Here is a 24293-nt window from a genome sequence, read left to right on the forward strand (position 1 = left end):
AAGCAAAAGCGCATGCGCGCCAGTGCTATCGTCCACAAATTCCAAAATAGCCGCATACGGATAGTCGACGTAGCCGATATTTTTTTGGAAAATGAGAATTCCATTCGGCTGATTGCCCCGGATGGTCGTGTGACGTATCAGGACGGTGGACATCTCTCCGAGTCGGGAACCGCACTTGTTCGGCCGAGGCTCGAACAAGCCTTACGAAACGCGCTGAATTTGTCCCATCCATAGCAAAACGACGCGCGGCAAAACGACGCGCGCGGATCGGCGAGGGCCTGGAGCGCGCCAAGGCGCGCGGCTTCCACATGGGCCGCCCGCCGGAATTGACCCGCCACCGGCGAGGAAGCGCTTGCGACGCTCACCGACGGCGCCGCCACACAGGCGACCTCGAGTGTAGTTGGACGGCTCTAAAAAGCTGTAGCCGAATCGACTCCGGCTTGATTCACCTGCTCGTGTCGCAGATGGGGACGATCATGGCCACGGGAGCGGCTGGATTTTTTGACGTGGATGAGCGTCTGGCGGATTTGTCGCCAAAGGCGATGATCTTGAGCGCGGGAAGGCGTTGGTCGACTTCGAGATATTCCGAACGCCGTTAGAAGCGGCCGTCCCGCGCGGCGACCGCTCGAAGGGCGGTCGGCCTCCCTTCGATCAAGTCTTCAAGTTCAAAGTGCTGCTCCTGCAAGCCGTGCATTCGCTGTCGGACGCGCGCTGCGAATATCTGCCTTTTCTTTTTGGCGGACGTTGGCGCCACATCTGGCTCCATGATCAGCGCCGGCGGCGGCTCGTCGGAGAACGGTTCGTCCATCCCCTCCTCGGTGAGGAAGGCCGTTTCAATCGTCAACGGATCGTCCAGCGAATCTCCTGCGGGCGCCGGATCTCCCGCCTCCAGCGAAACGCTCACGGGGGTCGTTTGGCGTCATAGGCGCGTGAAACAGGGCGCTTCAAGCCGGGGCGGCGCGGGTGCGGCTTTGTGTGGCGCCTGGGCCGCCCCGAGCGCCGCCGCCCTATCCTGATCGACATAGAGCCGGCTTTGGCCGATAAGGCGGCCATGTCCCTCAGTCCGAATCCGCAGACGCCCGCCGCGGCGAGCGGCGTCTCCACCGCCCTCGTCACCGAGGACGAGGCGGGGATGCGCCTCGATCGCTGGTTCAAGCGACGTTATCCCGGGCTCGCTTTGTCGCATCTCGCCAAAATCTGCCGCAAAGGCGAAGTGCGGGTCGACGGCAAGCGGGTCGAAACCTCGACGCGGCTCGAAGAAGGCCAAAAGATTCGCGTGCCGCCTTTGAAGATCGAGGCGCCCGCCGCGCCGGCGGTGAAGCGCGCCGACCCCGAGGACGCGCGGGCGCTGGCCGACATGACGCTCTTTGAGGACAAGGATGTGCTCGTCCTCAACAAGCCCTATGGGCTGGCGACGCAGGGCGGCTCAGGTCAGACGCGCCATATTGACGGGATGCTGGAATCGCTCGCCAAGGGCGACACGCGGCCCGTGCTCGTGCATCGCCTCGACCGCGACACCTCCGGCGTGCTGCTCGTCGCCAAGAACCGGCGGATGGCCGCCGACCTCGGCGAGATTTTCCGCTCCCGGCAGGCCAAGAAGATCTATTGGGCGCTTGTCGAAGGCGTGCCGAAGCCGGCGCAGGGCCGGATCTCGCTCTATCTGGCGAAGGGCGCGGGGATGGAGACATCCAGAGGCGGCGCAAGAGAGCTCGAGAAAATGCGCGTCGCCAAACATGGCGAGGCCGACGCGCAGCATTCGCTGACCTATTACGCGATCGTCGACAAGGTCGCGCCGCGTTGCGCCTGGCTGTCGATGAAGCCGCTCACCGGACGCACGCATCAGTTGCGCGCCCATGCCGAGGCGATAGGCCATCCGATCTTCGGCGACCCCAAATATGGCCATCGCGCCGAGGATGAGGTCCGCCGTCGCGACCCTCTGCGCGCCGTGCCGGAGGGGCTTGAGCGCAAGCTCCACCTCCTCGCCCGCCGGCTCGTCCTGCCGCATCCAAGGGGCGGAACTCTGGACGTGACCGCGCCGCTGCCCGATCATATGCAGCGGAGCTGGGACCTTTTCGGCTTCGACGTGAAGCGTCATGACCCGATCGAGGGCGCGCCGGACGCGTAAGGGGCCGGGAAAAGCCCGGCCATGACGGGGTGGCGGCGTTTCCATAGGCGCCTCTTGGCAAGGATGACAAATGTCAAAGGAGCCGACCGGCCTCGACGCCGATTTCTTCGTCTCCCCGGAGGAGCGCGATCCGGTAAAGGCCGCGCGCGAACCGGCGCGCCCCTTACCCAGGCGCTTCTATAAGGAGGCGGTCGCGGCGCCCGCCGAGGGCGGCTATGGGATTTTCCTGGACGGCCGGCGGGTCAACACGCCGGCACGGCGTCCGCTGGTCGCGCCCGCACAGCCGCTGGCGGAAGCGATCGCCGCCGAATGGGCGAAGCAGGGCGAGACGATCGATCCGGCGACGATGCCGCTCACCAAGCTTATGAACACCGCGCTCGACGGCGTGGCGGCGCAAATGGCTGAGGTCGAAGCCGATGTCGACAAATATGCCGCCTCCGACCTCATTTGCTACCGCGCCGGCCAGCCGGAGAGCCTCGCGGCTGCTCAGTCGGCGGCCTGGGACCCGCTCGTCGCCTTCGCGCGCGACACGCTCGGCGCCAAGCTCGCGCTCGCCGAAGGCGTGATGTTTATCGAACAGCCGCAGGAGGCGCTCGACGCGTTTGCGCGCGCCGTGCGCGATTATGTGGGGGAGGGCGCCGGCGCGCCGCTCAGGCTCGCCGCGCTCCACGTCATGACGACGCTCACAGGATCCGCGGTCCTTGCGCTTGCAGCCGCCCGACACGAAATAGACGCGGGCAAGGCCTGGGAGGCGGCCAATGTCGATGAAGACTGGCAGATGCGCGCCTGGGGCGAAGACGCCGAAGCGATGGCCCGGCGGTTGGCGCGCTCTCAGGAGTTCGCGGCGGCGGCGACTGTTGCGCGCCATTCCACTCCTGCCTGACCGACGCGCAATTTAGAGGCGCCTGGTCAAAAGGCTGCGGCCAATTTGCCGACGGCGCGCTTCCTCTCTTGCTTTGCACAATGGCCTTTGTTACGGAACGCGCGGCCTGGAGTCGTTCTAAGGAATAACGCCAAGGAAACGCTCCCGCGACCGGCCCTCGCCCCGCCGAAGTCGGACCAGACTCATGCCGCTGCTCGAACAATATCTGCCGCTGGTGATCTTCATCGCCCTTTCGGCCGTGATTGCCGGCGCATTGCTCGTTGCGCCCTTCCTGCTTGCGTTCAAGGCGCCGGACCCCGAAAAGCTCTCCGCCTATGAATGCGGCTTCAATCCCTTCAATGACGCGCGCATGAAATTCGACGTGCGCTTTTATCTCGTCTCACTGCTTTTCATCGTCTTCGATCTTGAAGTGGCATTTCTGTTTCCCTGGGCGGTGGCCTTCAAGGAAGCGGGCGCCTTCGGCTTCTGGTCGATGATGGCGTTCCTGGGCGTGCTCACCGTCGGCTTCGTCTACGAGTGGCGCAAGGGAGCTCTGGAATGGGACTGATCGAAAAGGAAGGCGTGCGCCAGACTCTGATCGCGCCGCAGCCCAAGGGACTGATCGATCCGCGCACCGGCAAGCCTGTCGGCTCGGACGACCCGTTCTTTCTGCATCTCAACGACGAACTCGCCGACAAAGGGTTTTTCGTCACCGCCACGGACGACGTCATCAATTGGGCGCGCACCGGCTCGCTGATGTGGATGACGTTCGGTCTCGCCTGCTGCGCCGTCGAGATGATCCAGGCGGCGATGCCGCGCTATGATCTGGAGCGCTTCGGTTTTGCGCCGCGCGCAAGCCCGCGCCAGTCCGACTGCATCATCATCGCCGGCACGCTGACGAACAAGATGGCGCCAGCGATGCGCAAGGTCTACGACCAGATGCCGGAGCCGCGTTACGTGATCTCGATGGGCTCCTGCGCCAACGGCGGCGGCTACTATCACTATTCCTATTCGGTGGTGCGCGGCTGCGATCGCATCATTCCGGTCGACATCTATGTGCCGGGATGCCCGCCTTCGGCGGAGGCGCTCGTCTACGGCATGCTGCTGTTGCAGAAGAAAATCCGGCGCACGGGCACGATCGAGCGCTAACGACGCGAAATTGAGGAGTTGTCCGCCCTCGTCCTTCGAGACGCCCGCTTGCGCGGGCTCCTCAGGATGAGGTCGGGTCAAGCAATTCTCTCATCCTGAGGAGGCGGCGCAGCCGCCGTCTCGAAGGACGAGGGAATAGCGGCAGGCCAAGGAATTTAGAATGTCGGCTGAGTTGGAAGCTCTCGGCGCTAAAATCAGCGGGGCCTTGCCCGGCGCGGTGACGCAGGTGAAGGTCGCCTATGGCGAACTTACGCTGACCGTCATGCGCGAGCGCTGGCTCGAGGTCGCCGCCCATCTGCGCGACAGCCCCGACTGCCTCTTCGTGTGCTTCATCGACGTGACGGCGGCGGATTACCCGCAGCGCGTGGAGCGTTTCGAGGTGGTCGCGCATCTGCTCTCGCCCAAATACAACCGCCGTATCCGCATCAAGACGCCGGCGTCGGAAGAAACGCCTGTCGCCTCGCTCGTCACGCTGTATCCCGGCGCGGACTGGTTCGAGCGCGAAACTTACGATCTCTTCGGCGTGATCTTTTCCGGCCATCCCGATCTGCGCCGCATTATGACCGACTACGGCTTCGACGGTCATCCGCTGCGCAAGGACTTCCCGATGACGGGCTTCGTCGAAGTGCGCTATGACGACGAGCAGAAGCGCGTCGTCTATGAGCCGGTGCGGCTCAGCCAGGAATACCGCAACTTCGATTTCCTCTCGCCGTGGGAGGGCGTGCACTACGACCTTCCCGGCGACGAGAAGGCGAGCAAGTGAGCGCGTCGAGATGAACGATCAAACCCCCGCGCCAGCGAAGCCCGAATCACAGGGCCTACGCAACTTCAACATCAACTTCGGGCCGCAGCATCCGGCGGCGCATGGCGTGCTGCGCCTGATCCTCGAACTCGACGGCGAAGTCGTCGAGCGCGTCGACCCGCATGTGGGCTTCCTGCATCGCGGCACCGAAAAGCTGATGGAGGCGCGCACCTATCTGCAGAACGTGCCCTATTTCGATCGGCTCGACTATTGCGCGCCGATGAATCAAGAGCACGCCTTCTGTCTCGCCATCGAGCGCCTGCTCGGCGTCGAGGTTCCGCGCCGCGGCCAGCTCATTCGCGTGCTTTACGCTGAAATCGGCCGACTCTTGTCGCATTTGCTCAACGTCACCGCTCAGGCGATGGACGTCGGCGCGCTCACCCCGCCGCTGTGGGGCTATGAAGAGCGCGAGAAGCTGATGGTGTTCTACGAGCGCGCGTCGGGCGCGCGCATGCACGCCAATTATTTCCGGCCCGGCGGCGTGGCGCGCGACCTGCCTGACCAGCTCGTCGAGGATATCGGCGCCTTTTGCGATCCGTTCCTGAAGGTCGTCGAGGATCTCGACGAACTCTTCATCGGCAACCGCATCTTCAAGCAGCGCAATGTCGACATCGGCGTCATTTCTCTCGAAGACGCCTGGAAATGGGGCTTCTCGGGGGTGATGGTGCGCGGCTCGGGCGCCGCCTGGGATCTGCGCAAGGCGCAGCCTTACGAATGCTACGAGGAGATGGAGTTCGACATTCCGGTCGGCAAGCATGGCGATTGCTACGATCGCGCCGTGATCCGCATGGAGGAGATGCGGCAGTCGACCTCGATCATGAAGCAATGCGTCGAAAAGCTGATGCGCGCCGAAAACCGCGGTCCGGTGATGGCGCCCAATCATAAGATCACGCCGCCCTCGCGCGGCGAGATGAAGCGCTCGATGGAAGCCTTGATCCATCATTTCAAGCTCTTCACCGAAGGCTTCCACGTGCCGCAGGGCGAGGTCTACGCCGCGGTCGAAGCGCCCAAGGGCGAATTCGGCGTCTATCTCGTGTCTGACGGCGGCGACAAGCCCTATCGCTGCAAGATTCGCGCGCCGGGCTTCGCGCATTTGTCCGCCATGGATTTTCTCTGCAAGAACCACATGCTCGCCGACGTCTCGGCGATTCTGGGTTCGCTCGACATCGTGTTCGGGGAGGTCGATCGCTAATGTCCGTCCGTCGTCTCGCCGAAAAACAGACAGAGAGCTTCGAGTTCACGCCCGAAAACAAGGCGTGGCTCGAGAAGCAGATCGCCAAATATCCCGACGGCCGCCAGGCCTCGATGGTCGTGCCGGCGCTGTGGCAGGCGCAAAAGCAGCATGACAATTGGTTGTCGCAGGCGGCGATCGAAAAAGTCGCGGACGCGCTCGGCATGGCGAAGATCCGCGTGCTCGAAATCGCGACCTTCTATTCGATGTTCAATCTCGAGCCCGTCGGCAAATATTTTATCCAGCTTTGCGGCACGACGCCGTGCCTGCTGGCCGGCTCGGATGAGATCATTGACGTGCTGCATCGCCGGGTGGGCCCTCAGCGGCGCGTGACCGACGACGGGCTGTTTTCCTGGCTCGAGGTCGAGTGCCTCGGCGCGTGCTGCAACGCGCCGATGGTGCAGATCAACGACGACTATTACGAGGATCTGACGGCCGAGAATTTCGAGAAGCTTCTCGACAATCTCGCCGCGGGTCGGCCGGTGAAGATCGGCTCGCAGATCGGACGCGTCTCTTCGGAGCCGGTCGGCAAGCTCACGAGCCTGACGTCGTTTTACGGCGACGGCGCGAAGTAGCGGAGGGAAGAGGAAAAACCATGCTTTCCGACGCAGATCGTATCTTCACCAATCTTTATGGCCTGGGCGACAGATCGCTTGCCGGCGCGCGAAAGCGCGGCCAGTGGGACAACACCAAGGCGCTGCTCGACAAGGGCCGCGACTCGATCATCAATGAGATCAAGGCGTCGGGCCTGCGCGGGCGTGGCGGCGCCGGGTTTTCGACGGGCCTGAAATGGTCCTTCATGCCGAAGGAAATCGATCCCAAGCGGCCGCATTATCTCGTCATCAACGCCGACGAGTCGGAGCCCGGCACGTGCAAGGATCGCGAGATCATGCGCAACGATCCGCATACGCTGATCGAAGGCGCGCTCATCGCGAGCTTCGCCATGGGCGCGCATGCCTGTTACATATACATTCGCGGCGAGTTCATCGCCGAGCGCATCGCGCTTCAGAAAGCCGTTGACGAAGCCTATGACGCGCGGCTGATCGGCAAGAACAACGTCCACGGCTATCCGTTCGATCTCTACGTCCATCATGGCGCCGGCGCTTACATCTGCGGCGAGGAGACCGCGCTGCTTGAAAGTCTCGAAGGCAAGAAGGGCATGCCGCGCTTAAAGCCGCCGTTCCCGGCCAATGTCGGCCTCTATGGCTGCCCGACAACGGTCAATAACGTCGAGTCGATCGCCGTCGCGCCGACCATCCTGCGCCGCGGCGCCGCGTGGTTCGCCGGCATCGGCAGGCCCAACAACGCCGGCACCAAGCTCTTTTCGATTTCCGGCCATGTCAATCGGCCATGCAATGTCGAAGAGGCGATGTCGATCTCGTTCCGTGAACTCATCGAGACCCATTGCGGCGGCGTGCGCGGCGGCTGGGACAATCTGCTCGCGGTCATCCCCGGCGGCTCATCGGTGCGTTGCGTGCCGTCGAAGGAGATCATCGATTGCCCGATGGATTTCGACAGTCTCGTGGCGTTGAAATCGGGCCTCGGCACGGCGGCGGTGATCGTGATGGACAAGTCCACCGACATCATCCGCGCCATCGCGCGCCTCTCCTACTTCTACAAGCACGAAAGCTGCGGCCAGTGCACGCCGTGCCGCGAGGGCACCGGCTGGATGTGGCGCGTCGTGCAACGCATGGTCGAAGGCCGCGCGCATAAGAAAGAGATCGACATGCTGTTCGACGTGTCGAAGCAGATCGAAGGGCACACGATCTGCGCGCTCGGCGACGCCGCGGCCTGGCCGATTCAGGGACTCATCACGCATTTCCGCGATGTGATCGAGCAACGCATCGATCAATATGCCGCCAACCCGCATCCCGATCCGATCCGCGTGGCGGCCGAGTGAGAATCATGGTCCAAGAACCCGACAATCTCGTTCTTGAGTTGCTGCGCGGGATGCGCGGGGACATCGCCGACCTTCGTGAAGGCGTTCGCGGGGTTCAAAACGACATTCGCGGCGTTCGCAACGTGCAGGACCATCATACCTTGCGTTTCGACTTTCTCGAAGAGCGGGTCGAGACGCTTCGCGAAGCGACGATGACCGCGCTCGGCTTTGCAGTGAACGCGGATGAAAAGCACAAGAAAATCGAGGTTCGCCTGGCGGAGCTGACCGAACGCGTCGAGAAGTTGGAGAAGGCGAAGTGACCAAGATTCTCGTCGATGGCGTCGAAGTGGACGTGCCGGGAGAGTTCACCCTGCTGCAGGCCTGCGAGCAGGCCGGCGCCGAGATTCCGCGCTTTTGCTATCACGAACGCCTGTCGATCGCCGGCAACTGCCGCATGTGCCTCGTTGAGGTGAAGGGCGGGCCGCCGAAACCGCAAGCCTCCTGCGCCATGTCGGTGAAGGATTTGCGCCCCGGTCCGAACGGCGCGCCGCCGGAAGTCCTCACCAAGTCGCCGATGGTGAAGAAGGCGCGCGAAGGGGTGATGGAGTTCCTGCTGATCAACCATCCGCTGGATTGCCCGATCTGCGATCAGGGCGGCGAATGCGATCTGCAGGATCAGGCGCTGGTGTTTGGCGTCGACAGCTCGCGTTTTCATGAAAACAAGCGCGCGGTCGAAGACAAATATATCGGCGTCCTGGTCAAGACCGAGATGAACCGCTGCATCCATTGCACGCGTTGTGTCCGCTTCACGGCGGAAGTCGCCGGCACGGGCGACATGGGCGCGATCGGCCGCGGCGAAGATATGGAGATCACCACCTATCTCGAAAGCGCGATGACCTCCGAGCTGCAGGGCAATGTCGCGGATCTTTGTCCGGTTGGCGCGCTGCTGCCCAAGCCGCAAAGCTTCCGTGGCCGTCCCTGGGAATATCAGAAGACCGAGACGATCGACGTGATGGACGCGCTTGGCTCGGCGATCCGCGTCGACTCGCGCGGCCGTGAAGTCATGCGCATTCTGCCGCGCATCAACGACCTCGTGAATGAGGAGTGGATCTCCGACAAGGCGCGCCAGATCGTCGACGGTCTGAAGACGCAGCGCCTCGATCGCCCCTATATCCGCGAGAACGGCCGGCTGCGCCCGGCCTCCTGGCAGGAGGCGCTCGCCGCCGTCGCCGCGAAAACCAAGGCGACGACCGCGTCGCGCATTGGCGCGCTGGTCGGCGATCTCGCCGCGGTCGAAGAGACCTTCGCGCTGAAGCTTCTCGCCGAGCAGCTTGGAACGCCGAATCTCGATTGCCGCCAGGACGGCGCCAAACTCGATCCGAAATTCGGCCGCGCCTCATATCTCTTCAACGCGACGGTCGCGGGGATCGAACAGGCGGGCGCCGCGCTCATCATCGGCGCCAATCCGCGCAAGGAAGCGCCTGTTCTCAATGCGCGACTCCGCAAGCGCTGGCTCAGAGGCGACTTCAAGATCTCGCTTGTCGGCGCGCGCGCCGATCTGACCTACGGCTACGACTATCTCGGGGCCGGGCCGGAATCGCTTCTGCAGTTCATCCGCTCGGCAAAGCCGGCGGAGAAGCTGCTGGTCATCGTCGGGCAGGGCGCTCTGGCGCGCGACGACGGCGAGGCGGCGCTCACGCTCGCCGCTCAGGCCGCGCAAAGGCTCGGCGGTCTCGGCGACGGCTGGAACGGCTTCTCGGTCCTGCATACGGCGGCCGCGCGCGCCGGCGCGCTCGATCTCGGCTTCACGCCGGGCGCAGGTGGGTTGGATGCGGGCGCGATGGCGAAGGCCGGCGCGCTCGACCTCATCTTCAACCTCGGGGCCGACGAAATCGCCATCGAGCCCGGCGCCTTCGTCGTGTATATCGGCACGCATGGCGACCGCGGCGCGCATCGCGCCGACGTGATCCTGCCCGGCGCCGCCTACACGGAAAAAACCGGGCTTTACGTCAATACGGAAGGCCGCGTGCAGCGCGCCTTCCGCGTCGTCTTCCCGCCAGGAGAAGCGCGAGAAGATTGGGCGGTGTTGCGCGCGCTCTCGGGCGCGATCGGCAATCCGCTGCCCTTCGATTCTCTTGCGGCGTTGCGCCGGCTGCTCGTCGAGTCCCACCCGCACTTCGCGGAACTGGACGAGATTGCGCCGGGCGAATCCGCGCAGGTCGTCGCTCTGGCCAACCATCCGGCCGTGGCGATGAAAGATTCCTTCGCGCCGGCGATCCAAAACTTCTACTTCACAAACCCGATCGCCCGCGCCTCGGCGATCATGGCGGAATGTTCGGCGCTGGCGCAGGGCCGGCTTGCTCAGGCGGCGGAATAGGAGCGTTGGACGTGAGCGACGGTTGGGCGAGCGCCATTTCGGATTTCTTCATCGCGTATCCGCTGCTTCTCGCGCTCGTGAAGAGCGTTTTGCTGGCGGTCGCGTTGCTGATCTACGTGGCCTATGTGATCCTCGCGGACCGCAAGATCTGGGCGGCGGTGCAGTTGCGCCGCGGACCCAATGTCGTCGGACCCTGGGGGCTGCTGCAGAGCTTCGCGGACTTCCTCAAGTTCGCGCTCAAGGAGCCGGTGATTCCGGACGTCGCCAACAAGGGCGTCTTCCTGTTCGCGCCCTTCATCATGGCGACGCTCTCGATCGCCGCCTGGGCCGTCATTCCGGTCGCCGACGGCTGGGCGGTCGGCGATATCAATGTCGGGATCCTTTACATTTTCGCGCTGTCGTCGCTTGGCGTCTATGGCGTCATCATGGGCGGCTGGGCGTCGAACTCGAAATATCCGTTCCTGTCGGCGCTCCGCTCGGCGGCGCAGATGGTCTCCTATGAAGTCTCGATCGGCTTCGTCATCATCACGGTGCTGCTCTGCGCCGGCTCGCTCAATCTGACCGACATCGTCCACGCGCAGGATACGTCCTACGGCATGGCCGGCTGGTACTGGCTGCGCCTGTTCCCGATGTTCGTCATCTTCTTCGTCTCGGCGCTCGCCGAGACCAATCGTCCGCCGTTCGATCTCGTGGAGGCGGAGTCGGAGCTCGTCGCCGGCTTCATGATCGAATATTCGGCGACGCCCTACGTGCTGTTCATGCTCGCCGAATATGTGGCGATCGTCACCATGTGCGCGCTGCTGACGATCCTGTTCTTTGGCGGCTGGCTGCCGCCGATCAAAATCGCGCCGTTCACCTATGTGCCGGGCGTGATCTGGTTCACGCTGAAGGTGAGCTTCTTTTTCTTCTTCTTCGCCATGGTGAAGGCTTTCGTGCCGCGCTATCGCTACGATCAGCTGATGCGTCTGGGCTGGAAAGTCTTCCTGCCGATCTCCCTCGCCATGGTCGTCATCGTCGCCGCCGTGCTGCAGTTCTGGCCGGCGGGACCGGCAGGCAGTTGAGGCCGTCATGAAACTCGATCAAGCCGCCAAGTCGCTCTTCCTCACCGAATTCGTCGGCGCATTCCTGCTGTCGATGCGCTACTTCTTCAAGCCGAAGGCGACGATCAACTATCCGCACGAAAAGAATCCGCAGTCGCCGCGCTACCGCGGCGAGCATGCGCTGCGCCGCTACCCCAATGGCGAGGAGCGCTGCATCGCCTGCAAGCTGTGCGAGGCGATCTGTCCCGCGCAGGCGATCACCATCGAAGCCGGACCACGCCGCAACGACGGCACCCGCCGCACCACGCGCTACGACATCGACATGGTCAAATGCATCTATTGCGGCTACTGCCAGGAAGCCTGCCCGGTGGACGCCATCGTCGAGGGGCCCAATTCGGAATTCTCGGTCGAGACCCGCGAGGAGCTCTACTACAACAAGGACCGTCTGCTCGAGAACGGCGACCGCTGGGAGCGCGAGATCGCGCGCAACATCGCGATGGACGCGCAGTACAGGTAACGCGAAGAGAACGGAACGAACACGCCGCATTGGCGCAGTAAGGACGAAGAACGTGCAGGCCGTATTTTTCTACCTATTCGCGACGATCATGATCGCCTCGGCCGGCGTCGTGATCTTCGCGCGCAACCCTGTGCACTCGGTGCTCTTTCTCATCCTCGCCTTCTGCAATGGCGCGGGGCTGTTTCTGCTCGCCGGCGCGGAATTCCTGGCGATGATCCTGATCGTCGTCTATGTCGGCGCGGTCGCGGTGCTGTTCCTATTCGTCGTGATGATGCTCGACGTCGACTTCGCCGAACTGAAGCAGGGCTTCGCCAAATATCTTCCCGTTGGCGTCGGGGTCGGCGTCGTCGTCCTCGCGGAACTGGGTTTCGTTGCGCTCGGATGGAGTTCGGCGCCCTCGGCCGCAGACGCCGCCGCCAATCCGATCATTCCGCAAATGAGCAACACCGCGGCGCTCGGCCAAATCCTCTATACGAAATATGTGATCTTCTTTCAGGCGTCGGCGCTTGTGCTGCTCACCGCCATGATCGGCGCCATCGTGCTGACGCTCCATCACAAGCCCAACATCAAGCGGCAGAAGATCAACGAACAGAACGCGCGCACGCGCGAAAATGTGATCGAGATCAAGAAAGTTCCGTTTCGGACCGGCGTCTAACGAGGACCTCCATGCTGACCATCGGCCTTACGCATTACCTCGTCGTCGCGGCGGTCCTGTTCACGCTCGGCGTCGCCGGCATCATCCTCAACCGTAAGAACATCATCGTCATTCTCATGTCGGTTGAGCTGATACTGCTTGCGGTTAATTTGAACTTCGTCGCCTTCTCGCAGTCGCTCACCGATTTGACCGGTCAGGTGTTCGCGCTCTTCGTGCTCACCGTGGCGGCGGCGGAGGCGGCGATCGGCCTCGCGATTCTCGTCGCCTTCTATCGCAATCGCGGCACGATCGCCGTCGAAGACATCAATTCCTTGAAGGGCTGACCCCGAGATGATTTACGCCATCGTCTTTCTGCCGCTCGTCGGCTTTCTGATCGCGGGCGCGTTCGGCCGCTGGATCGGGGCGCGCGTCTCCGAATTCGTTACGACGAGTCTGTTGATGGTCTGCGCCGTCCTGTCGTGGATCGTTTTCTTCGACGTCGCGCTTGGCCACGATCAGGGCTATGCGCCGATCATCGGCAATTGGATGACCGTCGGCGCGCTCAAGGTCGACTGGGCGTTGCGGGTCGATACGCTGACGGCGGTGATGCTCGTCGTCGTCAACACGGTGTCGAGCCTCGTGCATCTCTATTCGGTCGGCTATATGCATGAGGATCCGCATCGTCCGCGCTTCTTCGCCTATCTGTCGCTCTTTACCTTCGCCATGCTGATGCTGGTGACCGCCGACAATCTCGTGCAGATGTTCTTTGGCTGGGAGGGCGTCGGTCTCGCGTCCTACCTGCTGATCGGCTTCTGGTACCAAAAGCCGTCGGCCAACGCTGCGGCGATCAAGGCCTTCGTCGTCAACCGCGTCGGCGATTTCGGCTTCGCGCTCGGCATTTTCCTGGTTTTCCAATTGACGAAGTCTCTCACCTTTGACGAGATCTTCGCCACCGTGCCGGGTCTCGAAGGCCAGCGGATTCACGCCTTCGGCCTTGACGTCGACGCGCTGACGCTAGCGGCTTTCCTGCTGTTTATCGGCGCGATGGGCAAGTCGGCGCAATTCTTCCTGCACACATGGTTGCCCGACGCGATGGAGGGCCCGACGCCGGTCTCGGCGCTCATCCACGCCGCGACCATGGTGACCGCTGGCGTGTTCATGGTCGCGCGGCTATCGCCGATCTTTGAATATGCGCCTGCGGCGCTCGAATTCGTGACCATCATCGGCGCGGTGACCGCCTTTTTCGCCGCGACTGTCGGTCTCGTTCAAAACGACATCAAGCGCGTGATTGCCTATTCGACCTGTTCGCAGCTCGGCTATATGTTCGTTGCGGAAGGCGTCGGGGCCTATTCGCTCGGCATCTTTCATCTCTTCACGCATGCCTTCTTCAAGGCTCTACTGTTTCTGGGCGCGGGCTCGGTCATCCACGCGATGCATCACGAGCAGGACATGCGCAACATGGGCGGGTTGCGCAAGGACATACCCTTCACCTTCGCGATGATGACGATCGGCACCCTGGCGCTGACCGGCTTTCCCTATACGGCGGGATATTTCTCCAAGGACGGCATCATCGAGGCGGCGTTCGCCGCCGGCGAACACCACACAACGGCGATGATCGGCTTCGTCGCGACCGTCGTCGCCGCGGGACTGACCTCCTATTATTCATGGCGTCTGGTGTTCATGACCTTCTTCGGCCATCGCGCCGCGCATCCGGTCGCCGAGAGTCATGCGGAGGACGAACCGGCGGCCGAAGATGCGCATCATCACGGACATGATGATCACGGCCATCATGCGCCGCATGAATCGCCGCTGGTGATGCTGATCCCGCTGGCGGTGCTCGCCGTTGGCGCGCTTGCGGCCGGCTATGTGTTCGAGCCCGATTTCGCCGGTCACGCCTATGCCGAATTCTGGAAGGGCGCGATCTTTACCGGCGAGCACAACGAGATCCTGCACGAGATGCACGCCATTCCCGCTTGGGCCGGCTATGCGCCGACCGCGATGATGGTTCTGGGCTTCCTCGTGTCGCTCTATGTCTATGTGCTGAGGCCCGGAACTGCGCAGGCGATCGCGAGAACTTTCCCGCGGCTTTACCGGTTCCTGCTCAACAAATGGTATTTCGACGAGCTCTACGACTTCCTGTTCGTTCGGCCGGCCTTTGCGCTCGGCAGACTGTTCTGGAAGGGCGGCGACGGCGCGATCATCGACGGCCTCGGGCCTGACGGGGTGGCGGCGCGAGTCGCCGATGGCGCAAGGCTCGCGGTGCGCTTGCAGACCGGCTACGTCTATCACTACGCCTTCGCCATGCTCATCGGCGTCGCGGCGGTCGTCACATACTTCGTCGCCGGGGGGCTGCGCTGATGTTTGGTTTCGGCATTCTCTCCGGCGTCACCTTTCTGCCGCTGGTCGGCGTCGCCTTCCTGCTCACGCAGAAGGGCGATGATGAAGCGAGCCTGCGCAACATCCGGTGGGCGACGCTGGCGACGACGATTGCGACCTTCGCGTTGTCGCTTGTCATCTGGTCCGGCTTCGACACGACGAGCGCGGCGTTCCAATTCGTCGAGGAGAAAAACTGGCTCGGCTCGGGCCTCGTCTACAAGATGGGCGTCGACGGCTTTTCGATGCCGTTCGTTTTGCTGACGACCTTCCTGATGCCCTTCGCCATCCTCGCCTCCTGGGACTCGATCCAGAAGCGGGTGAAGGAATATATGATCGCCTTCCTCGTGCTCGAGACGCTGATGATCGGCGTCTTCTGCGCGCTCGACATCGTGCTGTTCTATCTCTTCTTCGAGGGCGGCCTCATCCCGATGTTTCTCATCATCGGAATCTGGGGCGGCAAGCGGCGCGTCTACGCGAGCTTCAAATTCTTTCTCTACACGCTTGTCGGTTCGCTCCTCATGCTGGTCGCGATCCTCGCCATGTACGGCAAGGCCGGCACGACCGACATCACCGTGCTGCTGCATACCGACTTCCCCAAGGAGATGCAGACCTGGCTGTGGCTCGCCTTCTTCGCCTCCTTCGCGGTGAAGATGCCGATGTGGCCGGTGCACACCTGGCTGCCTGACGCGCACGTCGAGGCGCCGACAGCCGGCTCCGTGATCCTTGCGGCGATTCTGCTGAAGATGGGCGGCTACGGCTTCATCCGCTTTTCGCTGCCGATGTTTCCGGACGCGTCGACCAATTTCGCGCCGCTCATCTACGCGCTGTCCGTGATCGCGATCGTCTACACCTCGCTCGTCGCGCTCGTTCAGGAAGACATCAAGAAGCTCATCGCTTATTCGTCCGTCGCGCATATGGGCTTCGTCACGATGGGCCTCTTCACGCTCAATGCTCAAGGCATGCAGGGCGCGATCTTCCAGATGATCTCGCACGGCTTAGTCGCCGGCGCGCTGTTCCTTTGCGTCGGCGTGATCTACGACCGCATGCATACGCGCGAGATCGCCGCCTATGGCGGCCTCGTCAACCGCATGCCGATCTACGCCTTCGTGTTCATGCTGTTCACCATGGCCAATGTCGGCCTGCCGGGAACGACGGGCTTCATCGGCGAATTCCTGTCGCTGACCGGCACGTTCCAGGCGAATAGCTGGGTCGCGCTGATCGCGACGAGCGGCGTCGTTCTGTCCGCGGCTTATGCGCTCTATCTCTACCGCCGCGTGATCTTCGGGGTCTTGGACAAGGCCAGCCTCAAGAACATCACCGATCTGACGCCACGCGAGATCGCGATCTTCACGCCGCTTGTGCTGCTCACAATTTACTACGGCCTGCAGCCGCAGGCCATTCTGAACGCGACGCAGGCGTCGGTCGACAATCTCATCCAGACCCATACGGCGCTCATCGACGCGGTTAAGCTCGCGGCCGCTGGCCAATGACGGATCGCTGACGATGCCCTTTTTCGTTCAACTCGCGCATCACTTTCTTCCCGAGACGATTCTCGCCGTCGGCGTGATGGCGCTCATCCTCATCGGCGCCTTCCGCGGCGAGCGCGGTTTCGGCCTTGTCGATGAAATGGCTGTCGGCATTCTGGGCCTCGCCTTGGTGGCGATTGCGCTGTCGAGCACGCCGGGCACGAGCATCTTCGACGGCGCCTATATCGACGATGGGTTCTCGCGCTTCATGAAAGCGCTGACGCTGATCGGCGCGATCGTGTCGATTCTGCTGTCCGTCGACTGGCTGCAACGCAACGGGCTCGAAAAATTCGAATATCCGGTGCTCATCATTCTCTCGACGCTCGGCATGTTGCTGCTGATTTCGGCCGATAACCTCATCGCGCTCTATCTCGGCCTCGAACTGATGTCGCTGGCGCTCTATGTCATGGCCGCCTTTGCGCGCGACGACGGGCGATCGTCGGAGGCCGGGCTGAAATATTTCGTCCTCGGCGCGCTCTCTTCCGGCATGATGCTTTACGGCGCGTCGCTGCTCTATGGCTTCGCCGGAACAGTGTCTTTCGCCGGGATCGCGGCGGCCGTCTCGACCTCCCCGCCGATCGGCGTGATCTTCGGGCTTGTCTTCGTCCTGGCCGCGCTGGCCTTCAAAATGTCGGCGGCGCCCTTCCATATGTGGACGCCCGACGTTTATCAGGGCGCGCCGACGCCGGTCACCGCCTTCTTCGCTTCGGCCGCCAAAATGGCGGCGGTGGCGATCACCGTGCGCATTGTCATTACCGCCTTCCCGGGCGTGAAAGACCAATGGCGCCAGATCATCATCTTCATTTCCATCGCTTCGATGCTGCTGGGCTCTTTCGCGGCGATCGGACAGGAGAATATCAAGCGGCTGATGGCCTATTCCTCGATCGGCCATATGGGCTTTGCGCTGATCGGACTGGCTGCCGGCGATGAGGCGGGCGTGCGCGGCGTCGCGATCTACCTCACGATCTATCTGATCATGACGCTCGGGACCTTCGCCGCCATTCTCGCGATGCGCGTCGAAGGCAGATATGTCGAGAATGTCTCCGATCTCGCCGGCCTGTCGCGCACCAACGGCTGGATGGCCTTCTTCCTGGCGATGCTGATGTTCTCGCTTGCCGGCGTTCCGCCGCTCGCGGGCTTTTTCGCCAAATATTATGTGCTCCTCGCCGCGGTCGACGCTGGCCTCTTTGGCCTCGCGGTCATCGGCGTGCTGGCGAGCGCTGTCGCCGCCTATTACTATCTGCGGGTCGTCAAGGTCATGTATTTCGATGAGCCAGCGCCGGCCTTCGACCGCGCGCCGATGGCGCTGCGTGCGGTGCTTGGCGCTTCCACGCTGGCGCTGCTTGGCTTTTGGGTCTATCCCTCCCCAGTCATGGATGCGGCGGCGGCGGCCGCCAAATCGCTTTTCTAGGGAGGTAATTCGCGCGTGGAGTTGGGATCATTGGCGCGCGCCAGCGGCGTGCGTCTCCTCGCGCTGGAGAGCGTCGATTCGACCAATGACGAAGCCCGACGTCTGATCGAGGCGGGCGAGCGCGGGCCTTTGTGGGTGGTCGCCGCGCGGCAGACGCGCGGCCATGGCCGTCTGGGACGCGAATGGATTTCGCCGCCGGGCAATCTTCATGCGAGCCTTGTTCTTGGCAATTTCGGCGAAGCCGCCGTCGCGCCGCAGCTCGGCTTCGTGGCGGGGGTCGCGGCGATGCGCGGGTTGCGCGTCGCGACGGGCGGCGCCGGCCGCTTCGCGCTGAAATGGCCGAATGATCTCTTGCTCGAGGGCGCCAAGCTCGGCGGGATTTTGCTTGAGAATGTCGGCGTGCCGACGGGCGATGCGCGCGCGCCGCGCGCCTCCGTCGCGATTATTGGCCTCGGCGTGAACTGCGCCGAGGCGCCGCGTGATCTGCCCTTTGAAGCGCGCGCGCTTGCGTCGATCGGGCCGAACGCGCCGGACGCCGCGACGCTCTTTGCGCATCTGTCCGACGCGCTCCTCGAATCGCTTGATCTTTGGCGCGGCGGCGAGGGCTTCGCCCGCATCCGAGACGCTTGGCTGGCGGACGCCGCCTATCTCGACGCCCATATCCGCGTTGAGCTTCCGCGCGAGACCGTCGAGGGACGCCTCGCGACCATCGACGCGACCGGCCGGCTAGTTTTGGCGACGCGTGACGGCGAGCGGGTCATCGAGGCGGGCGACGTGTCGCTCGGTCCGCGCCAGACCACGGCGGGAGGCGTCGCATGACGACGCCGGACGTGGACCTCGTCTTCCTGCCGCTCGGCGGCTTGGGCGAAATTGGCATGAACTTGGCGCTCTACGGCTACGGGCCGCCGAAAGCGCGCAAATGGCTGATGGTCGATTGCGGCCTGGGCTTTCCCGGGACCGAGGCGCCCGGCGTCGACCTCGTCTTCGCCGACATCGCCTTCGTCGAGAAGATCGCGCGCGATCTCGTCGGCATTTGCATCACCCATGCGCATGAGGATCATATCGGCGGGCTCGCGACCTTATGGCCGCGGCTCAAATGCCGGGTCTTCGCCACGCCCTTTGCGGCGGGCCTCCTGGAAGTGCGGCGGTTGAACGAACCTGGCGCGCCGAAGATCGACATTTCCCTGACGCATGCCGGCGCAAAGCTCGATCTCGATCCGTTCCAAGTCGAATATGTCGCCGTCGCGCATTCGATTCCGGAAGCGAACGCGCTCGCGATCCGCACGCCGCTCGGGCTGCTGCTCCACACCGGCGACTGGAAGATCGATCCGCAGCCCGGCGTTGGAACGCGCATCGACGAGGCGCGGCTCCGCGCGCTCGGCGACGAGGGCGTCACCGCGCTCATCTGCGACTCGACCAACATCCTGCGCGAGGGCGACAGTTTCTCGGAAGCCGACGTCGCGCGCACTTTGCGCACGCTGATCGCCGAAGCGCCGGGCCGGGTGCTGGTGACGACCTTCGCGTCCAATATCGCGCGGCTGCGCGGCATCGGCGAAGCGGCGCAGGCCTGCGGGCGCACCGTCGTCGTCGCCGGGAGGGCGATGGATCGCGCCATCCAGGTCGCGCGAGACTGCGGCTATCTCGACGGGCTGCCCGGATTTCACGCGCCTGAATTGCTGCCGACCTTGCCGCGCGACAAGACCGTCGTCATCGCCACCGGAAGCCAGGGCGAAACCCGCGCCGCCATGGCGCGGGCGGCGCTGAACGAACATCCGGCGATCAAGCTTGTCGCGGGCGATCGGGTGATCTTCTCTTCGCGCGTCATTCCCGGAAATGCGCGCGACGTCTTTCGCGTCATCAACGCCCTCTGCGACATCGGCGTCGAGGTCATCACCGACCACGACCACCTCGTGCATTGCTCAGGCCATCCGCGGCGCGGCGAAGTCACGCAAATGTACGAATGGATCCGGCCGCAGATCGCCGTGCCGGCGCATGGCGAGGCGCATCATCTCACGGCGCACGCGGCCTTCGCCAAGGCGCATGGCGTGTCGCAGGTCGTTTCGGCGCGCAATGGCGATATCGTGCGACTGGCGCCGGGCGCGCCGGGCATCATCGGTAAGGCCCCGCACGGCCGTCTGATGAAGGATGGCGACGTCGTCCTGACCGAAGACGACGGCGCCGTGCGCGACCGCGTGCGGCTGTCTATCGCCGGCGTCATCTCCATCGCGCTGGCGGTCGATCGCAAGGGCGAGCTTGTCGGCGATCCGGACGTCGTCTTCGCCGGCGTGCCGAAACGCGGCAAATTCGGCGAGGAGATGGGCGAAGTCATCGACGAGGCGCTCTTCGCCGCCTTCGAGGCGCTGTCGCGTCCGCGACGCCGCGACGCCAACGCCGTATCAACGGCGATCGAGCGCGCGGTGCGCGGCGCCGTATCGTCCGTCTGGGGCAAGAAGCCGACCGTGCATGTGATGGTCGTCGCGACGTAGCTTCGGCTCTTTCAAGAAATGGCGCGAACCCTCTCCCATCGGGAGAGGGTGGCTGCGAAGCAGCCGGAAGAGGGGTTCGCCTCTTTACCGTTTGGCGTGAAACCCCTCGCCCCGGACCTTCGGTCCGACCCTCTCCCTTAGGGAGAGGGGTTCGCGCGCGTTCTTTTCAGTCGCGGCGGCGGCGCCAAGCGGGTACGCTGCGCTTGGAGCGAATCGCGCATGGACGATCGGCCTGGCTTTTACGAATTCTTCGCCGGCGGCGGCATGGCCCGCGCCGGACTCGGCGACGGCTGGCGCTGCCTTTTCGCCAATGACTTCGATCGCAAAAAGGCGGAGAGCTATCGCGCCAATTGGGGCGGCGAGGAACTGCACGTCGGCGACGTGCGCGAGATCTCCACGGCGCAATTGCCAGGCCGCGCCGATCTCGTCTGGGCGTCCTTCCCCTGTCAGGATCTGTCGCTCGCCGGCGCCGGCGCGGGACTGAAGGGCGAAAGGTCCGGGACGTTCTGGCCGTTCTGGGATTTGATGAAGGCGCTGCGCAAGGAGGGCCGTGCGCCGTCGCTCATCGTTCTCGAAAACGTCTGCGGCGCGCTGACCTCGCATGGCGGCAAGGACTTTACCAAAATCTGCGAGGCGCTGGCGAAGGAGCGCTACAGATTTGGCGCGCTGGTCATCGACGCGGCGCTGTTCGTGCCGCAATCGCGCCCGCGGCTGTTCATCATCGCGGCGCGCGAGGATGTGGCGATTCCGGCGTCTCTCCTGCGTCATTGCGAGCGAAGCGAAGCAATCCAGAATGATGTCGGGGCCGCTGGATTGCTTCGGCGCTTCGCTCCTCGCAATGACGGCTTCCACACGCGCGCGCTTGTCGCTGCGCACGATTGTCTGCCGCAAGCGCTATGCGCCAATTGGCTTTGGTGGGATTTGCCGGCGCCGCCGTTGCGCAACACGACTCTGTTCGATGTGATCGAAGACAGGCCGCTCGATGTGGCGTGGCGCAGCGTCGAAGAGACAAACGCGCTCATCGCCATGATGAGCGTAGTCAATCTCGCGAAGATCGCCGAGGCGAAACGCGCCGGGCGCAAGATGGTGGGCACGCTCTATCGGCGCACGCGCTATCAGAATGGCGTCAAAATCCAGCGCGCCGAGGCGCGTTTCGACGAGGTTGCGGGGTGTCTGCGCACGCCGGCCGGCGGCTCGAGCCGGCAATATGTGCTGGTCGTCGACAAGGGCAGGGTGTGCTCGCGGCTGATGTCGGCGCGCGAAACCGCGCGGCTGATGGGACTGCCGGAAGAATATTTGCTCCCTGCGACCTATAGTGACGCCTATCATCTGACCGGCGACGGCGTCGTCGTTCCGGTCGTGCGCCACATCGCAGCGAGCCTGTTGGAGCCGTTGCTGAATACATGCGTCGTGCAGGAGGCGGCTTGAGCCCCCTCCCCAGCCCTCCCCCGCTGCGCGGGAGAGGGAACCATCCCGATCAGCGTTGCCGCGCTAGCCCCAACCTATATGACGGGCGGTCTCTGCTCCCTCTCGCGCAAGCGAAGCGCCGCGGGGGAGGGCTGGGGAGGGGGTCTTACGCGTGAGCGTGAAAGAAAGTCGCGCCCAGCGCTCCGCCATCATGCGCGCGGTGAAGGGGCGCGACACCGCTCCTGAAATCGCCGTGCGGACGATGTTGAGGCGTTTCGCGCCGGGCTATCGGCTGCATCGCAAGGACGTTCCCGGCACTCCCGACATCGCCTTCATCGGCCGCAAGCGGGCGATCTTCGTCCATGGCTGCTTCTGGCACGGGCATGATTGCCGGCGCGGCGCGCGCAGCCCTAAGGCCAACGCCGATTATTGGCGCGCCAAGATCGCGCGAAACGTCGCGCGCGACGCGGCGCATCGCGAAAAGCTCGCGGCGCAGGGCTGGCGCGCGCTCACGATCTGGGAGTGCGAGCTGAAGGATAAGGCCGGCGTGGAAAAGAAGCTGCGCGAATTTTTGGGGTAGGGGGCGCGTAACCCTCTCCCATAGGGAGAGGGTGGCTGCGGAGCAGCCGGGTGAGGGGTCGCGCGCAAAACGTCGTAAGGGAAACCCTCACCCCGGTCCTTCGGACCGACCCTCTCCCGATGGGAGAGGGTTATCGCGGCCTCAATCCTTGGCGCGCTCGACATAGGCGCCGTCTTCGGTCTGGATCACGACGCGCGTGCCCGGCTGAATATGCGGCGGGACCATGACGCGCGCGCCATTTGCGAGCTTCGCCGGCTTATAGGACGAGGATGCGGTCTGGCCTTTCATCGCCGGCTCTGTCTCGATGATCTCCAGCGTCACGCGCGGCGGCAATTGAATGCCAACGGCCACGCCGTTGAACATCGACAGGATGCAGACCATGCCCTCCTGCAGCCACTGCGCCTGATCGCCGATCACATCGGTGGGCACGATGATCTGCTCATAGCTCGCCTGATTCATGAAGTGATAGCCGTCGCCGTCATTGTAGAGATAGCTGAAATCCTGATCCTCGACGAAGGCGCGCTCGACCTGTTCGGTCGTCTTGTAGCGGTCCGAAGTTTTGACGCCGTCCGAGAGGCGGCGCATGTCGATCTGCGTCGTCGGCGTGCCCTTGCCGGGGAAAAAACTCTCGGCGGTCAGGACGACGTAAAGCTGCCCGTCATCTCTCTCGATGATATTGCCTTTGCGAATCGAACTGGCGATGACTTTCACGTCGGTATCCCTTATTGCCGGCCTAGTTTATGAACGGCGGTCAGACCATATTTCGGGCGCGCCGGCAATCCGGGGCCCCGCCTCGCGGAGACCTTATGACGCGCGCGTCGCCTTGGTGGGCCCGGGATGTTTATGCCGACCGCAAGCCCTTTCTCAAGGGCCGGGCGGCGATCGCCGCCGCCACCCGACGTTTCTTCGCCGCGGAAGGCTTCGCCGAGGTCGAAACGGCAGCGCTTCAGCTATCCGGCGGCAACGAAACGCATCTTTCGGCCTTCGCGACGGAGCTGATCGGCTCGGGTGGCGAGCGGAGCCGGTTCTATCTCCATACCTCGCCGGAGTTTTCCTGCAAGAAGCTGCTCGCGGCGGGCGAGGAGCGGATTTTCACCCTTGCGCGCGTCTTCCGCAATCGCGAGCGCTCCGCCCTGCACCATCCGGAATTCACCATGCTGGAGTGGTACCGCACGGATGCGCCGACGCTGCGGCTGATGGAGGATTGCGCCGGACTGCTGGCGAGCGCGGCGCGGGCGGCGGGCGCGACGGATTTCGCCTGGATGGGACGCGTTTGCGACCCATTCGAGGAACCGCAGATCATCAGCGTCTGCGACGCCTTTGCGACCCACGCCAGCATTGATTTGGAATCGCTGCTCAACGACCGCGACGGGCTGGCGCGCGCCGCCGCGCGCGACGGCATACGGGTCGTCGAAGACGACGGCTGGTCGGATTTGTTCAGCAAGATCATGTCGGAAAAGATCGAGCCTATGCTCGGTCGCGAGCGGCCGACCATTTTGACGGATTATCCGTTGAGCGAGGCGGCGCTCGCCCGCGCCAACGCCGATGATCCGCGCTTCGCCGATCGTTTCGAACTCTATGTCTGCGGCGTCGAACTCGCCAATGGCTTCGCCGAACTGACCGACGCGGCGGAGCAACGCCGGCGCTTCGAGGCGCAGATGCGGGAGAAGCGCCGCATCTACGGCGAGACCTATCCGATCGACGAGGATTTTCTCGCCGCTCTGGCTGAGATGCCGCCGGCCTGCGGCGTCGCGCTCGGCTTCGACCGGCTGGTGATGCTCGCGACGGGAGCTGAGCGCATCGAGCAGGTGCTGTGGACGCCAGTGGCCGAGCGCGGCGCGGCGGTTTAGCGGCGCGGTCGCGTCCACGGCCCGGCTCCGCTTCCAAATTC

General features: G+C 63.8%; 24 protein-coding genes and 1 pseudogene. 24 read left to right on the plus strand and 1 reads right to left on the minus strand.

Going from position 1 to position 24293, the window contains the following annotated elements; translation table 11 throughout:
- Window positions 1-12 precede the first annotated feature (12 nt).
- From ACR65T_RS15765 to ACR65T_RS15875, 23 genes and pseudogenes are all read left to right on the plus strand, one after another.
- Window positions 13-234 (plus strand): SGNH hydrolase domain-containing protein, encoded by a 222-nt coding sequence (locus ACR65T_RS15765; RefSeq protein WP_434497490.1) that lies wholly within the window; start codon window positions 13-15, stop codon window positions 232-234.
- Window positions 235-476: 242 nt separating this feature from the next.
- Window positions 477-724: pseudogene (locus tag ACR65T_RS15770) on the plus strand (IS5/IS1182 family transposase); the annotation flags it as partial.
- Between the two features lie 327 nt (window positions 725-1051).
- On the plus strand, window positions 1052-2125 hold the full coding sequence (locus ACR65T_RS15775; RefSeq protein ID WP_434497382.1) for an RluA family pseudouridine synthase: 1074 nt from the start codon (window positions 1052-1054) through the stop codon (window positions 2123-2125).
- 70 nt (window positions 2126-2195) lie between these two features.
- Window positions 2196-3008 carry an ATP12 family chaperone protein gene (locus tag ACR65T_RS15780; RefSeq protein WP_434497383.1) on the plus strand — a complete coding sequence of 271 codons (813 nt, stop codon included), beginning with the start codon at window positions 2196-2198 and terminating at the stop codon, window positions 3006-3008.
- A gap of 184 nt (window positions 3009-3192) precedes the next feature.
- Window positions 3193-3555 carry an NADH-quinone oxidoreductase subunit A gene (locus tag ACR65T_RS15785; protein ID WP_014891230.1) on the plus strand — a complete coding sequence of 121 codons (363 nt, stop codon included), beginning with the start codon at window positions 3193-3195 and terminating at the stop codon, window positions 3553-3555.
- Window positions 3546-4136: a NuoB/complex I 20 kDa subunit family protein gene (locus ACR65T_RS15790; protein ID WP_018407003.1), complete on the plus strand. Its 591-nt coding sequence runs from the start codon at window positions 3546-3548 to the stop codon at window positions 4134-4136. Before ACR65T_RS15785 ends, ACR65T_RS15790 begins: the two co-directional genes overlap by 10 nt.
- A 160-nt stretch (window positions 4137-4296) precedes the next feature.
- A complete protein-coding gene (locus ACR65T_RS15795) occupies window positions 4297-4899 on the plus strand; it encodes an NADH-quinone oxidoreductase subunit C (RefSeq protein ID WP_434497384.1) in 603 nt (200 codons plus the stop codon).
- 10 nt (window positions 4900-4909) lie between these two features.
- Window positions 4910-6130 carry an NADH-quinone oxidoreductase subunit D gene (locus ACR65T_RS15800; protein WP_434497385.1) on the plus strand — a complete coding sequence of 407 codons (1221 nt, stop codon included), beginning with the start codon at window positions 4910-4912 and terminating at the stop codon, window positions 6128-6130.
- The gene (nuoE, locus tag ACR65T_RS15805) at window positions 6130-6744 is read left to right on the plus strand and encodes an NADH-quinone oxidoreductase subunit NuoE (RefSeq protein ID WP_434497386.1); all 615 of its coding nucleotides are present in this window, start codon (window positions 6130-6132) and stop codon (window positions 6742-6744) included. Before ACR65T_RS15800 ends, nuoE begins: the two co-directional genes overlap by 1 nt.
- A 20-nt stretch (window positions 6745-6764) precedes the next feature.
- Complete coding sequence (nuoF, locus tag ACR65T_RS15810; RefSeq protein WP_434497387.1) at window positions 6765-8069, plus strand: NADH-quinone oxidoreductase subunit NuoF; 1305 nt, start codon at window positions 6765-6767, stop codon at window positions 8067-8069.
- A gap of 5 nt (window positions 8070-8074) precedes the next feature.
- Entirely contained in the window at window positions 8075-8368 is a 294-nt protein-coding gene (locus ACR65T_RS15815; protein WP_434497388.1) for a hypothetical protein, read from the plus strand.
- On the plus strand, window positions 8365-10425 hold the full coding sequence (gene nuoG / locus ACR65T_RS15820) for an NADH-quinone oxidoreductase subunit NuoG (RefSeq protein WP_434497389.1): 2061 nt from the start codon (window positions 8365-8367) through the stop codon (window positions 10423-10425). The genes ACR65T_RS15815 and nuoG overlap by 4 nt, the downstream gene beginning before the upstream one ends.
- Window positions 10426-10436: 11 nt before the next feature.
- Complete coding sequence (nuoH, locus tag ACR65T_RS15825; RefSeq protein ID WP_425373868.1) at window positions 10437-11486, plus strand: NADH-quinone oxidoreductase subunit NuoH; 1050 nt, start codon at window positions 10437-10439, stop codon at window positions 11484-11486.
- Window positions 11487-11493: 7 nt separating this feature from the next.
- On the plus strand, window positions 11494-11982 hold the full coding sequence (gene nuoI, locus ACR65T_RS15830) for an NADH-quinone oxidoreductase subunit NuoI (protein WP_123177173.1): 489 nt from the start codon (window positions 11494-11496) through the stop codon (window positions 11980-11982).
- A gap of 52 nt (window positions 11983-12034) precedes the next feature.
- Window positions 12035-12637 carry an NADH-quinone oxidoreductase subunit J gene (locus ACR65T_RS15835; protein ID WP_434497390.1) on the plus strand — a complete coding sequence of 201 codons (603 nt, stop codon included), beginning with the start codon at window positions 12035-12037 and terminating at the stop codon, window positions 12635-12637.
- An 11-nt stretch (window positions 12638-12648) separates the two neighbouring features.
- The gene (gene nuoK / locus ACR65T_RS15840; protein WP_434497391.1) at window positions 12649-12960 is read left to right on the plus strand and encodes an NADH-quinone oxidoreductase subunit NuoK; all 312 of its coding nucleotides are present in this window, start codon (window positions 12649-12651) and stop codon (window positions 12958-12960) included.
- 7 nt (window positions 12961-12967) lie between these two features.
- Window positions 12968-14974: an NADH-quinone oxidoreductase subunit L gene (gene nuoL, locus ACR65T_RS15845; protein ID WP_434497392.1), complete on the plus strand. Its 2007-nt coding sequence runs from the start codon at window positions 12968-12970 to the stop codon at window positions 14972-14974.
- Window positions 14974-16482, plus strand: coding sequence for an NADH-quinone oxidoreductase subunit M (locus ACR65T_RS15850; RefSeq protein WP_434497393.1), 1509 nt, complete (start codon window positions 14974-14976; stop codon window positions 16480-16482). The genes nuoL and ACR65T_RS15850 overlap by 1 nt, the downstream gene beginning before the upstream one ends.
- Before the next feature lie 13 nt (window positions 16483-16495).
- Window positions 16496-17929 carry an NADH-quinone oxidoreductase subunit NuoN gene (gene nuoN, locus ACR65T_RS15855; protein WP_434497394.1) on the plus strand — a complete coding sequence of 478 codons (1434 nt, stop codon included), beginning with the start codon at window positions 16496-16498 and terminating at the stop codon, window positions 17927-17929.
- Between the two features lie 30 nt (window positions 17930-17959).
- Window positions 17960-18748: a biotin--[acetyl-CoA-carboxylase] ligase gene (locus tag ACR65T_RS15860; protein ID WP_434497395.1), complete on the plus strand. Its 789-nt coding sequence runs from the start codon at window positions 17960-17962 to the stop codon at window positions 18746-18748.
- Window positions 18745-20415, plus strand: coding sequence for a ribonuclease J (locus ACR65T_RS15865; protein WP_434497396.1), 1671 nt, complete (start codon window positions 18745-18747; stop codon window positions 20413-20415). Before ACR65T_RS15860 ends, ACR65T_RS15865 begins: the two co-directional genes overlap by 4 nt.
- Window positions 20416-20634: 219 nt before the next feature.
- A complete protein-coding gene (locus ACR65T_RS15870) occupies window positions 20635-21843 on the plus strand; it encodes a DNA cytosine methyltransferase (protein ID WP_434497397.1) in 1209 nt (402 codons plus the stop codon).
- A 151-nt stretch (window positions 21844-21994) separates the two neighbouring features.
- Window positions 21995-22402: a very short patch repair endonuclease gene (locus ACR65T_RS15875; RefSeq protein ID WP_434497398.1), complete on the plus strand. Its 408-nt coding sequence runs from the start codon at window positions 21995-21997 to the stop codon at window positions 22400-22402.
- Window positions 22403-22543: 141 nt separating this feature from the next.
- On the opposite strand, the gene efp is transcribed toward ACR65T_RS15875, so the two are convergent.
- The gene (gene efp / locus ACR65T_RS15880) at window positions 22544-23113 is read right to left on the minus strand and encodes an elongation factor P (RefSeq protein ID WP_029651659.1); all 570 of its coding nucleotides are present in this window, start codon (window positions 23111-23113) and stop codon (window positions 22544-22546) included.
- Between the two features lie 95 nt (window positions 23114-23208).
- On the opposite strand from efp, the gene epmA reads away from it, so the two are divergent.
- Window positions 23209-24252, plus strand: coding sequence for an EF-P lysine aminoacylase EpmA (epmA, locus tag ACR65T_RS15885; RefSeq protein WP_434497399.1), 1044 nt, complete (start codon window positions 23209-23211; stop codon window positions 24250-24252).
- Window positions 24253-24293: the final 41 nt, after the last annotated feature.

Origin of the sequence: Methylocystis sp., from assembly GCF_051061285.1 — a bacterium.
GTDB lineage: Bacteria > Pseudomonadota > Alphaproteobacteria > Rhizobiales > Beijerinckiaceae > Methylocystis.